We start from the raw sequence: 15173 nt of genomic DNA, 5'->3' as shown, positions 1-15173 counted from the left end.
TCACCGGTGTGGCATTCGGGCAGCAGGCGGCTCGATCCCGTCCGCTCTCGCGAACGTCTGTGGATCTCGCGGCCGTCGCGTCCGGTTGCAACATCAAATGAACTTCCCGCACGCAGGTCCGTTGGAGCACCATCCTGTGACGGTTGCCCGTCGCATCGATGGTCCGACATCCCGTTTCCCTCGCGAAACCCGCTCTCGCCGACCGATCGCGCCCGCGCGGACCGGCCGCGCCGTCCGCATGGGCCGCCGACGGTCGTGACGATGTCGGCGGCGGCGGGCCGGCCGCGCGGGTCGGTGTAGCGAGGAGGAGGCAGAGGCGATGGAACGAGACGACGCGTGGCACATGACGGACGACCTGATGGTCGAGGACGGCAAGGGCGATCCCTTCGCCGCCGCCATCCGGGCGACCCGGATGCCCATGATCGTCACGGACCCGCGCCGGGCCGACAACCCGATCGTCTTCGTCAACGATGCCTTCCTGCGCCTCACCGGCTACGAGCGCGAAGAGATCATGGGGCGCAACTGCCGCTTCCTGCAGGGCCCCGACACCGATCCGAACGCGGTCCGGCAGCTGCGTGAGGCGGTGGACGCCCGACGCGACATCGCCGTCGACATCCTGAACTACCGCAAGGACGGCACCCCGTTCTGGAACGCCCTCTACATGAGCCCGGTCGTCACCATGGCCGGCGACCTGCACTACTTCTTCGCCTCGCAGCTCGACGTCACCGACCGGGTCGACGCGCAGATGCGGACGCAGAACGAGAAGGAGCATTTCGAGCGCGAGGTCGCCAAGCGGACCCGCGAACTCTCGGATGCCCTGGCGGCCAAGACCATGCTGGTGCACGAGGTCGACCACCGGGTGAAGAACAACCTGCAGATGGTCGCCTCCCTCCTGACGATGCAGACGCGGAGCATCTCGGACCCCACCGCGCGCGAAGCCATGAAGTCGATGCTGACGCGGGTCGAGGCTCTGGGCACGGTGCACAAGCGGCTCTACCAGTCCCACGACGTCGAGCGCTTCGACGTCGCCGAGTTCGCCCGGGAGCTGGCCACCGACCTCGTGCGCGGCTCCGGCCGCTCCGAGATCAGCCTGCATCTCGACCTCGAGCCCGTCGAGGTGCCGGTGGAGAAGGCCCCTCCGGTGGCGCTGATGATGAACGAGCTCATCACCAACGCGCTCAAGCACGCCTTCCCCGACGGCCGGTCCGGCCGCCTCTCGATCCGGGTCCAGCCTGACGGGCGCTACTTCGGCATCCGGATCATCGACGACGGCGTCGGCATGCCCCAGGAGGTGGTGGGGACGCGCTCCTTCGGCAAGCGCCTGATCGAGAGCCTGGCCCGTCAGCTGAACGCCAGCATCGCCTGGCATCCGGGACATCCCGGAACCTCGATCGATATTCGCCTGCCGCGCGAGTCTCCGGGCGCGAAGGACGGCACGTGAGCGAGCCTCTCCGGGTCCTGATCGCGGAAGACGAGGCACTCATCCTGATGCAGCTCGAACTCCTCGTGGAGGATGCCGGCCACACCGTCGTCGGCACCGCGGCGACCGCCGACGAGGCGATCGGCATCGCCCGCGCGGAGCGGCCGGACTTCGTCTTCGTCGACCTCCAGCTGCGCGGCGGTTCGTCCGGCATCGACATCGTCCGGGCGCTGCGGGGAGATCCCGCGATGGCGATGGTCTTCGTGACCGCCAATGCCCAGCACCTGCCGGAGGGGTTCGAAGGGGCTGCCGGCGTCATCGCCAAGCCCTTCACCGAGGCGGTCATCCTGGACACGATGGCGTTCTTCACCGCGTGCCTGCGCGCGCCGCCGCCCCGCGCGCCCGTGCCCCTCGGTCTGCGCCTCGCACCGGCCTACCGTGAGGCCCTCGGCGTCTAGGCGGGCTCAGCGGTAGCCGGCGGCCTGCAGTTCGAACAGTTCGGCGTAGCGCCCGCCCAGCGCCTGCAGCTCGGCATGGCTGCCCGATTCGATCACCCGCCCGCCGGCCAGCACGAGGATGCGGTCCGCCATGCGCACCGTGGAGAAGCGGTGCGAGATCAGCACCGCCGTGCGCCCGTGGCTCAGCTCCCGGAAGCGCTGGAACACCTCGAACTCGGCCCGGGCGTCGAGGGCGGCCGTGGGCTCGTCGAGGATCAGGATCTCGGCCTCGCGCATGTAGGCGCGGGCGATGGCGATCTTCTGCCACTCGCCCCCCGACAGGTCGACGCCCTCGGCGAAGCGCTTGCCCAGGGGCTGGTCGTACTGGAGCGGCAGGCGGCCGATGACGCCGTCGGCGAGGCTGCGCCCGGCCGCCCGGACGACGCGGTCGCCATCGTCGCGCGCCTCGATCCGGCCCACGGCCACGTTCTCGCGGGCGGTGAAGCTGAAGCGCACGAAATCCTGGAAGATCACGCCGATGCGGCCGCGCAGGTCGTCGAGGTCGTAGGCGGAGAGCGGCAGGCCGTCGAGGAGCACGCGGCCCTCGGTCGGATCGTAGAGGCGGGTGAGCAGCTTGACGATGGTGGTCTTGCCGGCGCCGTTCTCGCCCACCAGGGCCAGCACCTCTCCGGCCGCAAGGTGGAAGCTGAGGTCGCGCACCGCCCAGGTCTCGGTTCCGGGATACCGGAATCCCACCGCCTCGAAGACGATCCCGCTCCGGATCGGACGCGGCAGGGGCCTCGGATCGGCCGGCGAGCGGATCGTCGGAACGACGGCGAAGAACGAGAACAGGTCGTCGAGGTACTGCGCCTGGGAGGCGATCTGCGAGAAGCCCAGGAGCAGACCCTCGATCAGGCCGCGCAGGCGCTGGAAGGAGCCCGCCAGGAAGGCGAGATCGCCGATCGAGAACTGGCCCGCCGCGGTACGCCAGACGATGGTGGCGTAGGCGAGGTAGTAGGCCAGGGTGCCCAGAGCCGCGAAGGCCCCGCCCCAGCCGGCCCGGCGCAGGGCCAGGGCGCGGTTGTCGGCCACGAGCTTGGCCGCGAGCCCGCGGTAACGCTCGGCGATGTAGCCGTTCAGCCCGAACAGCTTGACCTCCTTGGCGGATTCCACGCTCGCCCCGAGGAAGCGCAGGTAGTCGATCTCGCGCCGCTCCGGCGTCCGGGTCCAGGCCAGCCGGTAGCCCTCGCGGTTGAAGTAGGTCTCGTTGAGGAAGGCCGGCACCAGAGCGATCACGAGGAGCAGGATCAGCCAGGGCGCGAAGGCCACGAGGCCCAGCGCGAAGGCCACCAGGGTGATGAGGTCCTGCCCCTGGCCGAAGAGCTGGAACAGGAGGTTGGAGCGGCCGGTGACCTGGCGCCGGGCCCGCTCGAGCCGGTCCTGCTGTGCGCTGTCCTCGAACTGCTCGAGGTCGAGGTCGGCGGCGTGCCGCATCAGCTTCAGGGTGGCGGCCGTGCCGTAGAGGTCGGCCACGAGGCCGTCGACCAGGGTGCTGGCCCGGCCGAGGAGGTCGGCCAGGATGGCGAGGCCGAACTCCGCCGCGACCAGCAGGGCGAGGTGCCGCAGGGACGGGTCCGCGAGCCAGGCCTCGGGCCCGAGGCCGCCGGGATGCGGCCGGGCATGCTCGGCCACGATCGCGTCGAGGATGAGCTTGGCGAGGTAGAGCATCACCACCGGCAGGCTCGCCCGCGCCAGGCGCAGGCCGAGGCTTGCAACGAGCAATCGGGGGCTGGCGGCGTAGACGAGGCGGGCGAGGGCCGGCAGGTGACGCAGGGCGCCCAGGCGCTCGGACAGGGCGTTCAGGGGAGAGGAGCGGTCGGGCATTGGCCGGGACCATGACCGGGACCGGGACGCCCGTCGATGCCGCAGACGCCGCACCCGCACCCGCGCCCGCGGCGGTCGCATCGTGGTCGCGCAGATGTCACCGCGCGAGCGGCCGAGGCCTTCAAGCTCTTGAGGACAGGCGGCTCGCCGGCGAGACTTCACTTTATCGCCCATGTTAGGCCTTCATCTTCTCAACAGGCGCGAGGCCGCCCTCAATGCTCAGCGGTTCGGCAGTCCTGCGGGTCGGCATTCTCATCGTGGTGGCGGCCATCCTGGCCGGCCTCGTCCAGGTCCTGCGGCCGCAGGACGGCGGACAGGCGGATGCCCCCATCGTCCGGACGACCCCTGACACCGGCCAGGCCGGCACCCAGGCGGCGCTGCCGCCCGCCGCCACGCGGCCGGTCTCCCCGGTGACCCCGGCGCCGGCACCGCAGGCGCCCCCCGCTCCGGCGCCGCAGGCCGCCATCCCGTCGGCCGGCACGCCCTCAGCCAACACGCCTCCAGCCGCGATGCCCCCGGTCGCGCCGGCGCCTTCCACTCCGGCACCTTCCACTCCGGCACCTGCCCCGAACGGGCCGTCGTCGAACCTGACGCCGAACCTGCCCACGCCGAGACAGGCGCCCTCCGCCCCCGACCGGAGCTTCGCGGATGCGGCCCGTCCGGCGACCCCGTCGGCCGGCGAGGAGGCGATCGACAACGCCGCCGAGACGGCCGGGCCGCGCGGCGTCGCGGTGATCGACCTCAACACCGGAAGCGTCGCCGAACTGAACGGCCTGCGGGGCGGCGGCATGATCGGGCGCGCCATCGTGCAGAAGCGGCCCTACGCCTCCGTCGGCGAGCTCCTGTCGAAGCGCGTCCTGAGCCGGGCGGTCTACGAGCGGATCAAGGATCAGGTGACGGTGCGCTGAAGCCGTTTCGGGTAGCGCGCCGCGCCCCGGCTGCCTAAGATGCGGCTTCAGGAAGCCGGAAAGTCGCTTCGATCACCAGGGACGAGCCATGTTTGCGCAAGCCGGGGGCGTTACCTTTCGCGAGGATCTCGGCGTCGAGGAGACCACCGAGACCGACAACATCGTCCGGTGGGACGGCGAAAAGCTCTACGTGGAGCACGACATCTACCACAACGGCCAGCTGGTCCACCGCAAGTATCGCAAGAACGTCAGCGAGGCGGTGGCCCGGGCGCTGCAGGCGCTGATCAACCGCACGCAGCAATAGGGGCCTCGGTCCGGCGCGCCCCGCGCGGCCGGACCGACCCAGGATCTCCCTACTTCCCGATCCAGTCGTGCCCTGCCACCACCGCCTCGACGGGGCGGGTCCAGGTGCCGGGCTGGTCCGTGGACCCGGTTCCGAGGGCGCACTGGACCATGACGCTGTCGCTCCAGCGCCCGTACTTGTAGCCCACTGCCGGCAGCAGCCCGACGCGGACGAAGCCGCAGGCCTCGTGCAGGCGCAAGGACGCCTCGTTCTGCGCGTCGATGTAGCCGATCATCTGGCGGTAGCCTCCCGCCGCGCAGGCCTCGATCAGCGCCGGCAGCAGGCGCCGGCCGATGCCGGCATGCAGGTGCTCGTGGTGGACGTAGATCGAGTGCTTCAGGGTGTAGCGGTAGGCCGGGCGCTTGCGGAAGGGCACCGCGTAGGCGTAGCCCGCCACGATCCCGTCGCGGTCGGCCACGAGGTGCGGCAGGCGCTTCTTGCGCATGGCCTTGCGCCGCTTCTTGAGATCGTCGGGGTGGAGCGGATCCTCCTCGAAATCCCCGACATCGCCGACGCCGCGCCGGATGTGGTGGGCATAGATGTCCACCATGTCCGGCACGTCGGCATCCGACGAGGGCCGGATGACGAGATCGGGATCGCTCTCGGATGAGCCCACCATCAGCGGCTCTCGCGCATGACGCGGGGCTCCCGCATGACATACGTGTAGAACCGGATCGTCCCGTCCGGATCGACATCGCGGAACACGCCCTGGATCTCGGCCTCGAAGCCCGGGAATAGGTTCGCGGAGCGCTCGAACATCTTGAAGTAGTCCAGCATGGGTTTGGCCCGCTCGTCCAATCGCTCGCCCGGAAGCACCGTGCCGATGCCCGGCGGGTAGACCAGAAGCAAGGTCGTCGCCACGCGGCCCTCGGCCTCCGCGATCGGCACGTAATCGACGTTGTTGCGGGTGAGCTGCTGCACCGCCTCCTTGGGCGTCATCACCATCTCGGGCAGGTGTCCCGGCTCGAACTGCTTGCGCTGGAGCGTGCTGGTGCCGGCCTCGCGGTGGAAGGCGTGGAAATCGGCACAGAGGTCGCGCAGGCGCACGCCCTTGTAGCGGTTGGGCCGGCGCCGCACGAATTCGGGCATGGCCTCCTCGAGCGGCACGTTCTCGTCGTGCAGGCGCTTGAAGGCAACGAGGCCGGAGATCAGCGTGCCAGCCTTGGACGACTCGACGCCCGGCGTCAGCAGGAAGAGGAGCGAGTTGAGGTCGTTCTTCTCCGGCACGATGCGGTTTTCGCGAAGGTACTGCGCCACGATGGGCGCCGGCACGCCGTGCTCGGCATACGCGCCGGTGTGCCGGTTGAAGCCCGGCGTTAGCACCGTGAGCTTGTTGGGGTCGGTCATGGCGTAGTCGGGCGCCACGTGCGTGAAGCCGTGCCAGTCGGCCCCCGGCGTTAGCTCCCAGTATTTCGGATTGCTGGCGAGTTCGTCGGTGGAGAGGCTCTCCCACGGCACCTTGCCGTCGGGTCCCTTGACCGTGTCCGGCACGAAGGGGTCGAAGAACCAGCGCCGCAGGGGATCGCCCTCCTTCTCCTCGAACTCGCGGCGGATGGCGCGGACCTTCTTGCGCCACTCGATGCCGAGGCGGATCGTGTCGTCCCACAGGACGACGCCGGAGCGGCCCTTCATCATCTGCGCGCCGACGTCGAGGGAGGCGAACAGGGGGTAGAACGGCGAGGTCGAGGCGTGGACGAGGAAGGTCTCGTTGAAGCGCCGGTGCTCGATGCGCCGGGTCTGTCCCCGGATGTGGCTGTCCTTGGTGTGGATCTGCGAGGCCTGGGAGAAGCTCGCCAGTTGCTTGTGGGTCGACTGGGTGGCGATGATGCCCGGCGAGGTCTCGTCGAGCCCCTTGAGCCCCATGGCGAAGCGGCCGGCGAAGAGCGGGTGGAACTTCATGAAGCCCGCCCAGGCCTCGTCGAAGAGGATGTAGTCGCAGAGATGCCCGATCTTATCGAGGATCATCTGGGCGTTGTAGATCGTGCCGTCGTAGGTGCACTGCTCGACCACCGCGACGCGGAACGGGCGCTCGCGCCGCCAGGCCTCCGTGTCGGTGATCAGCGGGTTGTCGCGAATCTTCTGGCGGATGACGGTCTCGTCGAGGGCCTCGTGGTACATCGGCCCGATCAGCCCGTAGGCGTTGCGGTCGGTCTCCAGGAAGACGGGGATCGCGCCGCCGAGGAACAGCGCGCCGTGATGCGCGGCCTTGTGGTTGTTGCGGTCGAACAGCACGAGGTCGCCCTCCGCCACCAGGGCCGAGAGCACGATCTTGTTGGAGGCCGAGGTGCCGTTGAGGACGAAGTAGGTCTTCTCCGCCCCGAAGATGACGGCCGCCTCCTTCTGCGCCTTGAGCGCCGGGCCCTCGTGGACGAGGAGGTCGCCGAGATCGAGCACCGAGTTGTCGAGATCGTCGCGGAACACCGCCTCGCCCAGGTGCTCGACGAAGATCCGCCCGATCGGCGAGCGGTTGTAGAAGATGCCGCCGTTGTGGCCCGGGCAGGTCCAGAGCTGGTTGCCCTGCTCGGCATAGTCGACCAGCGCGCCGAAGAACGGCGTCTTCAGGGTCTCGGCGTACTGCTTCACGCGGCTCACCAGGCCGCGGGCGATGTAGTCCGGGGTCTCCTCGGCGAGGAAGATGTAGCCGTCGATGAAGTCCAGCACCTCGACGGGAATGTCCTCGAGGCGCTTGCGGCGGACCATGATGACGATGGGCATTTCCAGCCCGCGCTTGCGCATCAGGTTGATCAGCGCCGCCGCCTTGCCGTCGAGGCCGCGCTTGCCCCAGTCCACCACCATGCAGCCGATGGCCGAATCGGTCTGGACCGCGATGGCCGCGTCCTCGACGCGCCGGGCCCGCACCACCTCGAAGCCGAGCTTCTCCACGGAGCCGATGATCTGCTGGACGCGCACGCCCTCGAGATCGTCCGGGTCGAAGTTCGGCGCGCACATCAGGACGGTGAAGCGGCGAAAGAAGTCCATGCGGAAAAGGCTCCCAGGGGCGTTTGGCGCACCGTTCGCGACGGGACGTGACGCTTCGATGACGATCTTGCGGCAGTCGCGGTGTTTTCAGGCTCCGCGCGGCCCGACGGAGAGCCGGCTTACGATCAGGCGCGCCGTTTGACGAGCCCAAGGCGGCGGATCACGCCGTAGACCGCCAGCGCCGCGGCGCCGCAGATCGCCAGGGCGAGGAGCGAGCCGTTCTCGAATTCGCCGAGGAACAGCCCCTTGGTGTTCATGCCGAACACGCCGGTCACCAGGGTCGGGGGCAGGAACAGGGCGGTGAGGATCGACAGGGTGAAGAGCTGGCGATTGGTCTCGGCCGCCGTGCGCCCGGCGATCTCGTCCTGCAGCAGGCGCGAGCGCTCGGACAGGACCAGCCCCGCTCCAGCAGGCGCCCGCGCCCCGCGGCGTCGAACACCATCGCGAAGAGCAGGCACGGGAGGGCGGTGGTGTCGGTGAGAAGGCGCTGCATGCGGGCGGCCCTGTTGCCGGCAAACCGCCGACGGTCGCGGTGCTGGATCGCAAGTCTGGGCGACAGTGTCGTGACGGTTGCGGTTAACAGGCAGGGCAGCCCGACGGAGAGACGGCCACCCCTCTCGTCGTCCCGACGAAGCGTGGCAGGGGGATGTGCGCCTGCGCGGATGAACCGCTTCGGATGTGTCGCGGTGGATGCCTCCCCTTCGCAGGCGACAAGCGTCCCGGCATCGGGCTTGCTCCACCCCGTCGAAACGGTGGGGCGGCATGGTCGAGAAACTCATTCACGCGGGCGCGAGCCTCGCCCTGCTGCTGGCCGTCGCCGTGCTGTTCTCCACCAACAGGCGGGCGATATCGCCCCGGGTGGTGCTCTCGGCCCTGGCGCTGCAGGTGGCGCTGGGGGCCCTGGTGCTGTTCATTCCGGCGGGCCGGGTGGGCCTCGCCGCGGCGGCGTCCTTCGTCCAGACCGTGCTGAACTACGGCGACCGGGGCACCGCGTTCTTGTTCGGCGGCCTCGTCGAACCGCGGATGTTCGAACTGTTCGGGGGCAGCGGCTTCATCCTCGCCCTGCGCATCCTGCCGCAGATCCTCTACGTCTCGGCGCTGATCGCGGTGCTCTATCATTTCGGCGTGATGCAGGCGGCCGCGCGCGGCATCGGCGCGGTGCTGCAGCGAGTGATCGGCACCTCGCGGATCGAGACCTTCTCGGCGGTGATCACCATCGCCATCGGCCAGAGCGAGATCGCCATCGCGCTGCGTCCGTTCCTGGGGGCGCTGACCTCGGCCGAACTCTTCGCCGTGATGTCGAGCGGGGCCGCCTCCACGGCGGGCACGATTCTGGCCGGCTACGCGGCGCTCGGCGTGCCGATGGAGTATCTGCTGGCCGCCAGCGCCATGGCGGTGCCGGGCGGGCTCCTCTTCGCCAAGATCCTGGTGCCGACGACGGAGCCGAGCCGGGTCACCTCCACGCGGGTCACCTTCGGCGAGACGCGGGCGGTCAACGTGATCGAGGCGGCGGCCGACGGCACCCAGAAGGGGCTGGCCGTGGCGGTCTCGGTGGGGGCGATGCTGATCGCGTTCACGGGGCTGATCGCCCTGCTGAACGGCTTCATGGGCTGGGCCGGAGGCCTCGCGGGCTATCCTACCTTAAGCCTCGAGGGCATCCTCGGGACGGTGTTCGCGCCCCTGGCCTGGCTGATGGGCGTGCCCTGGGAGCAGGCCGGCCTCGTCGGCGGGGCGCTCGGTCAGAAGATCGCCTTCAACGAGTTCCTGGCCTACGCGCAGCTCTCGCCGGTCCTGAAGGGCGGCAGCCTCGATCCGCGCACGACCGCGATCCTGTGCTTCGCGCTCTGCGGCTTCGCCAACCTGACCTCGGTGGCGATCCAGCTCGCGAGTCTCGCCAGCCTCGCGCCGGAGCGCAGGGCGGAGATCGCCCGGTTCGGCCTGCGCGCGATCCTGGCCGGCACCCTGTCCAACCTGACGAGCGCGACGCTCGCCGGGTTGTTCATCGGAGCCTGACGGCTGTGCCGGCCGGGACGGGGACGCGGAGGCTCATGCGGCGGCGAGCTTCGCCGCCTTGACCTTCGCGGGGCCGGCCTTGGTGGCGGCCGTGAGCGGCAGTTCGATGTCGATGTCGAGGGTCGACATGTCCTGGCCGCGGTCGAGGCGGATCTGGACCTTGTCGCTGTTGACCTCGACGTGCTTGGCGATGACCGCGAGGATCTCCTCGCGCAGCACCATCACGAGATCGGAGCCGCCGACCCCCGCCCGTTCATGGGCGAGGATGAGCTGCAGGCGGTCGCGGGCGACCGGCGCCGAACCGCGCCGGTTGAACATGTTGAGGAGGCTCATGCTGCCCTCCGGGTGAAGAGTTTGTCGAGGAAGGACTTCTTGTCGGTGGGGACCGACATCGGGACCGCGTCGCCGTTGAGGCGGCGCACGGCGTCGGTGTAGGCGCGGGCCGGGGCACAGAGCGGGTTGTTCAGGGTCACCGGGCAACCGACATTGGAGGCGCGCAGGACCTCCATGCTCTCCGGGATGATCGCGAGCAGTGGGATCGAGAGGATCTCGAGCACGTCCTCGATCTTCAGCATGTCGCCGCGATCGGCCCGGGCAGGGTCGTAGCGGGTGAGGATGAGGTGCTTCTCCATCGTCTCGCCGCGCTCGGCCTTGAGCGTCTTGGAGTCGAGGAGCCCGATGATGCGGTCGGAGTCGCGCACCGAGGAGACCTCGGGGTTGGTCACCACCACGGCGACGTCGGCGTGGCGCATGGCCAGCGTGGCGCCGCGCTCGATGCCGGCCGGCGAGTCACAGATCACCCAGTCGAACTTCTCGCGCAGCTCGTCCATGACGCGGGCGACGCCCTCGTCGGTGAGCGCATCCTTGTCGCGGGTCTGCGAGGCGGGCAGCAGGTGGAGCTTCTCCAGCCGCTTGTCGCGGATGAGGGCCTGGTTGAGCTTGGCGTCGCCGTTGACCACGTTGATGAGATCGTAGACGACCCGCCGCTCGGCGCCCATCACGAGGTCGAGGTTGCGCAGGCCGACGTCGAAGTCGACCACCGCCACGCTCTTGCCGGCCTGCGCGAGCGCCGCGCCGAGGGCCGCCGTCGTCGTCGTCTTGCCGACGCCGCCCTTGCCTGATGTCACGACCAGAATTTTGGCCATATGAGCTGTCTCCTCAATCCAAGGATGCGAATTTGATGGCGCCGCCATCGAGCCAGATTTGCACGGCCTTGCCGCGCAGGTGGTTGCCCATCTCCTCGGCCGTGCGGACGAGGCGGTCGATGCCGAGAAGCTCGGGCTCGAACTTGCGGCAGCAGATGCGGGCGCGGGGATTGCGGGCGGCGCCGGCGATGGCCCGGCCGCGCAGCGCGCCGTAGACGTGGATGGAGCCGCCGGCGAGGATCTCCGCGCCGGAGGAGACCGACCCCATGACGGTGACGTCGCCGGTGGGGTGGACGATGGATTGCCCGGACCGGACCGAGCCCTCGATGGTGAGGGAGGTCGTGGCCGGCTCGGGCGGTGCCGGCGGCACCTCGGGCTCCGGCTCCGGCTGGGCCGGGATCTCGATCGTGTCCGAGGGGCGTCCCCGAACGAGGAGCGGCGGGCGCCCCGGTCCGAGGAGCGACACGTCCGTGCCCTCGATGCCGAGGATGCGGATCCGCCGGCTGCCGAGTTCGGCGAGCAGGCTGTCGAGGTCCGGCGCGGCGGGCGCCAGCCCCGCCACGTCGAGGATCAGGGCGCGCCCGTCGAACAGGGTCGGCGAGCGCTTGAGCGCCTCGTCCAGATCGGCGAACCAATCGGGAAGCGGTGTCTCCGGGGCCAGCACCAAGGACTTGAAGGCGCGGCCGCGAAGCTGAACGGGTCTGCGGGGAGGGCTTGTGTCAGTCACGGGCTCTCGCGATTCCTTACCAGACCATTGATGCCCGGTATGGTTACCGCTTCGTTAACAACCCGTGTTCAAAGGATTAAAGGCGCGCATTTTCCTCTGATCCGGTGATCCAGGGATGCGATGGCCCCGAAAACGAATTCGGCCCCGGAGGGGACGTGCGCGGCCTCGGGCCTGTCGCACGCCCCGTCCGGGGCCGTGTCCGTTCTCGAAAGGGTCGCCTGCGCGACGCCCGCCGTCACCGCGTGGTGGGCAGGAGCCAGTTCGGCAACCACATGGCGATGCCGGGCACGAGGCAGAGGATCAGGATCGCCACCGCCATCAGGATCACGAAGGGCAGCGTGCCCCAGATGATGTCCTTGAGCGGGATGTCGGGGGCGATGTTCTTGATGACGAAGATGTTGAGGCCCACCGGCGGGTGGATCAGGCCCATCTCCATGGTGATGGTCATCACGACGCCGAACCAGACGAGGTCGAACCCGGCGGCCTTGAGCGGCGGCAGGATGATCGGCGCCGTCATCAGGATGATCGAGACCGGCGGCAGGAAGAAGCCGAGCAGGATCACGAGGCCGAGGATCGTCACCAGCAGCACCCAGGGCGAGAGCTGCATCGCCACGATCGCGGCCGCCGCCGATTGCGAGATGTGCAGGTAGCTCATCACGTAGGCGTAGAGGAGCGACATGCCGATGATCAGCATCAGCATGGTCGATTCCCGCAGGGTCGCGGTGAGGATCGGGCTGACGTCGCGGGGGCGCCAGACACCGTAGATCACCGCGATCAGGCCGAGCGCCAGCAGGCCGCCGAGGCCCGCCGTCTCCGACGGGGTGGCGTAGCCGCCGTAGAGCGCCACCATCACGCCGGTGAGCAGGATCACGAAGGGCAGCACCCGCGGCAGCGTCGAGAAGCGCTGGCGCATGCTGTAGGTGTCCTCCGTGAGGATCGCCGAAGCGGTCCCGTTCCGCTCGTAGGCGACCTTCGCGGCGGCGTACTCGGCGCGGAAGCGGTAGACCGACCAGGCGGCGAACAGGCCGACGAGGAGCAGGCCCGGCCCGATGCCGGCGAGGAACAGGCGCCCCAGGGACTGCTCGGCCGCCACCGCGTAGAGGATCATGGTGATCGAGGGCGGCAGCAGGATGCCGAGCGTCCCGCCCGCCGCGATGATGCCGGCGGCGAAGCCCGGCGAGTAACCGCGCTTGCGCATCTCCGGGATGCCGGCCGAGCCGATGGCCGAGCAGGTGGCGGGCGAGGACCCCGCCATGGCGGCGAAGAGCGCGCAGGCGAACACGTTGGCGATGCCGAGGCCGCCGGGGATGCGATGCATCCAGGCGTGCATGGCCGAATAGAGGTCCTGGCCGGCCTTGGACCGCCCGATCGCCGCGCCCTTCAGGATGAAGAGCGGGATCGACAGCAGGGTGATCGAGGCCATTTCCTCGTAGACGTTCTGCGCCACCGTATCGAGGGAGGCGCCCGGCATGAAGAAGTACATGAAGGCGAGCGCCACGAAGCCCAGGGCGAAGGCGATGGGAATGCCGGCGAGCATCGCGCTCAGCGTGGCGCCCGCATAGAGGAAGCCGATGGCCGCGACGCTCATGGATGCCTCCGGGTGACCTTCGTGTCCGGTACGGTGTTGGCGAGGGGATCGCCGAGGGGCCGGGTGCCGTCCGGCGTCAGGCCAGGGCGCCCCTGGGTGTCGCGGTTGAGATCGGCGCCGAGGCCGATCTTCGGGTTCGCCCAGCCGGCCTTCTCGGCGCCGTAGAGGACCTCCTCAGCGATCTGCAGGGCGAACTGGACGCCGAGCAGGGTCATGCCGGCGGCCATGAGGACGTAAGGAATCCAGAGTGGCGGCCCCCAGCTCGACTGCGAGACCTGGCCGTCGACCCAGGCCTCGTGGAGCAGGGTCCAGCTCTTCCAGGCGAAGAACACCACGAAGACGAAGCTGATCACGTCCGCCATCAGCAGTCGGGCGCGGTTGACCCGCGCCGACAGCAGGCCGGTCAGCGCCTCGATGGCGACGTGGCCGCGCTTGGCCTGCACGGCGGCGGCCGAGAAGAAGGTGGCGCCGACGATGAGGAACACCGCCATCTCGTCCTGCCAGTCGGTGGGCTCGTGCAGGACGTAGCGAATGACGACGCTGTAGCTGAGCACGAGGCAGGCGCAGACCAGGGCGAGGCCGCCCAGCAGCATGATGACGTGATTGACGCCCTTCAGGGAGCGGTCGATGGTGCCGAGGAGCCCCGGAACCCGGGGCTCCGTTGCGGTGTGCGTCTCGGCGGCGGCGGATGCCGCGTCGAAGGCGTGGCTCACGAGACCTGCTCCGCCAGCTTGAGAAGTTCGGCGCAGCCGGCCGACTTTCCGGCGAAGTCCTTCCACGCCGTGTCCCGCGCGATGTCGCGCCACTGGCCCAGGGTCTTCTCGTCGAGGTTCTGCACCTTGGCACCGGCCTTGGCGAAGATCTCCTCGACCTTGGTGTCGTCCGCCTTGGCGCCGGCCTGCCCGAACGGCTCGAGCTCGGCGCCGATGGTCATGATCAGGTCCTGCTGGTCCTTGGGCAGCCGATCGAAGGCGAGCTTTGACATCATGAGCGGCTCCAGCATGAACCAGTAGGAGCGCTCACGGCCCGAGGTCAGGGCCTTGCCGAGTTCCTCCAGGCGGAACGAGATCAGACTGGTGGAGGAGGTGATGACCGCGTCGCAGGCCCCCGTCTGCATGGCGGCGTAGGACTCGCTCGACGGGATCGACAGGGTGGCCGCCCCGGCCTGCTTCATCATCAGGTCCATCTCGCGCGAGCCGCCCCGGACCTTCAGGCCCTTGGCGTCCGCCGGCGCGTAGAGGGGACGCTCGCGGCTGGCGACGCCGCCCGCCTGCCAGACCCAGGAGACGAGGATGATGCCCTTCGATTCCAGGATCTCGGTGAGCTTGCGGCCGACCGGCGCCTTCTTCCAGGCGATGGCCTGCTCGTAGGAGCTCACCAGCGCCGGCATCAGGCCGATATTCAGCTCCGGCACCTCGCCGCCGGCATAGGGCGAGGGATAGAGCGACAGGTCGAGGGCGCCCTTGCGCATGGCGGCGAACTGGGCGTTCGTCTTCATCAGGGACGAGCCGGGATAGACCTGCACCTCGAGGGCGCCCTTCGAGCGCTCGGCCAGCGCCAACGCGAACTTGCGGCACATGCGGTCGCGGAAATCGCCCTCGTCGATCGTGCCGCCGGGGAACTGGTGCGACAGCTTCAGGGTGGTGGCCGCCCGGGCGCGCGAGCCCAGGGACAGGATGGCGGGGGCGGCGAGGCCACCGGCGACGAGGGCACGGCGTGTCAGCATCAT

15 protein-coding genes are annotated in these 15173 nt (G+C 69.4%); 5 read left to right on the top strand and 10 right to left on the bottom strand.

Translation table 11 applies throughout. The features are described from left to right. Positions 1-319: 319 nt before the first annotated feature. Both AC3WLN_RS05285 and AC3WLN_RS05280 read left to right on the top strand, forming a co-directional pair. On the top strand, positions 320-1441 hold the full coding sequence (locus AC3WLN_RS05285) for a histidine kinase dimerization/phosphoacceptor domain -containing protein (protein ID WP_492480032.1): 1122 nt from the start codon (positions 320-322) through the stop codon (positions 1439-1441). Further along, positions 1438-1878 carry a response regulator gene (locus tag AC3WLN_RS05280; RefSeq protein WP_492480031.1) on the top strand — a complete coding sequence of 147 codons (441 nt, stop codon included), beginning with the start codon at positions 1438-1440 and terminating at the stop codon, positions 1876-1878. The genes AC3WLN_RS05285 and AC3WLN_RS05280 overlap by 4 nt, the downstream gene beginning before the upstream one ends. Positions 1879-1884: 6 nt before the next feature. Here AC3WLN_RS05280 and AC3WLN_RS05275 read toward each other — a convergent pair whose 3' ends face one another. After that, on the bottom strand, positions 1885-3741 hold the full coding sequence (locus AC3WLN_RS05275) for an ABC transporter ATP-binding protein (protein WP_492480030.1): 1857 nt from the start codon (positions 3739-3741) through the stop codon (positions 1885-1887). A 215-nt stretch (positions 3742-3956) separates the two neighbouring features. Between AC3WLN_RS05275 and AC3WLN_RS05270 the strand changes: the two genes are divergently transcribed. Both AC3WLN_RS05270 and AC3WLN_RS05265 read left to right on the top strand, forming a co-directional pair. After that, the gene (locus tag AC3WLN_RS05270) at positions 3957-4649 is read left to right on the top strand and encodes a helix-hairpin-helix domain-containing protein (protein WP_492480029.1); all 693 of its coding nucleotides are present in this window, start codon (positions 3957-3959) and stop codon (positions 4647-4649) included. Between the two features lie 88 nt (positions 4650-4737). After that, positions 4738-4953: a hypothetical protein gene (locus tag AC3WLN_RS05265; protein ID WP_056178740.1), complete on the top strand. Its 216-nt coding sequence runs from the start codon at positions 4738-4740 to the stop codon at positions 4951-4953. 49 nt (positions 4954-5002) lie between these two features. Here the strand turns inward: AC3WLN_RS05265 and AC3WLN_RS05260 are convergent, their stop codons facing one another. The 3 genes from AC3WLN_RS05260 to AC3WLN_RS05250 all read right to left on the bottom strand — a co-directional run bounded on the left by AC3WLN_RS05260 (position 5003) and on the right by AC3WLN_RS05250 (position 8429). After that, positions 5003-5611: a GNAT family N-acetyltransferase gene (locus AC3WLN_RS05260; RefSeq protein ID WP_492480028.1), complete on the bottom strand. Its 609-nt coding sequence runs from the start codon at positions 5609-5611 to the stop codon at positions 5003-5005. After that, positions 5611-7971 (bottom strand): Orn/Lys/Arg family decarboxylase, encoded by a 2361-nt coding sequence (locus tag AC3WLN_RS05255; protein ID WP_492480027.1) that lies wholly within the window; start codon positions 7969-7971, stop codon positions 5611-5613. The genes AC3WLN_RS05260 and AC3WLN_RS05255 overlap by 1 nt, the downstream gene beginning before the upstream one ends. A 125-nt stretch (positions 7972-8096) precedes the next feature. Continuing rightward, entirely contained in the window at positions 8097-8429 is a 333-nt protein-coding gene (locus tag AC3WLN_RS05250; protein ID WP_492480026.1) for a CorA family divalent cation transporter, read from the bottom strand. A 304-nt stretch (positions 8430-8733) separates the two neighbouring features. Here AC3WLN_RS05250 and AC3WLN_RS05245 point away from each other — a divergent pair, with 304 nt between their 5' ends. Next, positions 8734-9984 carry a NupC/NupG family nucleoside CNT transporter gene (locus AC3WLN_RS05245; protein WP_492480025.1) on the top strand — a complete coding sequence of 417 codons (1251 nt, stop codon included), beginning with the start codon at positions 8734-8736 and terminating at the stop codon, positions 9982-9984. A gap of 33 nt (positions 9985-10017) precedes the next feature. On the opposite strand, the gene minE is transcribed toward AC3WLN_RS05245, so the two are convergent. The 6 genes from minE to dctP form a co-directional block, all read right to left on the bottom strand. Next, the gene (gene minE, locus AC3WLN_RS05240) at positions 10018-10317 is read right to left on the bottom strand and encodes a cell division topological specificity factor MinE (RefSeq protein ID WP_463770574.1); all 300 of its coding nucleotides are present in this window, start codon (positions 10315-10317) and stop codon (positions 10018-10020) included. After that, on the bottom strand, positions 10314-11129 hold the full coding sequence (gene minD / locus AC3WLN_RS05235) for a septum site-determining protein MinD (protein WP_492480024.1): 816 nt from the start codon (positions 11127-11129) through the stop codon (positions 10314-10316). The genes minE and minD overlap by 4 nt, the downstream gene beginning before the upstream one ends. A 13-nt stretch (positions 11130-11142) precedes the next feature. Further along, positions 11143-11856 (bottom strand): septum site-determining protein MinC, encoded by a 714-nt coding sequence (gene minC, locus AC3WLN_RS05230; protein ID WP_463770578.1) that lies wholly within the window; start codon positions 11854-11856, stop codon positions 11143-11145. Between the two features lie 235 nt (positions 11857-12091). Then, positions 12092-13444, bottom strand: coding sequence for a TRAP transporter large permease (locus AC3WLN_RS05225; protein WP_492480023.1), 1353 nt, complete (start codon positions 13442-13444; stop codon positions 12092-12094). Beyond that, the gene (locus tag AC3WLN_RS05220; RefSeq protein ID WP_492480022.1) at positions 13441-14157 is read right to left on the bottom strand and encodes a TRAP transporter small permease; all 717 of its coding nucleotides are present in this window, start codon (positions 14155-14157) and stop codon (positions 13441-13443) included. The genes AC3WLN_RS05225 and AC3WLN_RS05220 overlap by 4 nt, the downstream gene beginning before the upstream one ends. Continuing rightward, complete coding sequence (gene dctP, locus AC3WLN_RS05215; protein ID WP_492480021.1) at positions 14154-15173, bottom strand: TRAP transporter substrate-binding protein DctP; 1020 nt, start codon at positions 15171-15173, stop codon at positions 14154-14156. Before dctP ends, AC3WLN_RS05220 begins: the two co-directional genes overlap by 4 nt.

It is taken from the genome of Methylobacterium sp. FW306-05-D (assembly GCF_058782155.1).
This window is presented reverse-complemented; position numbering and strand designations above follow the sequence as displayed.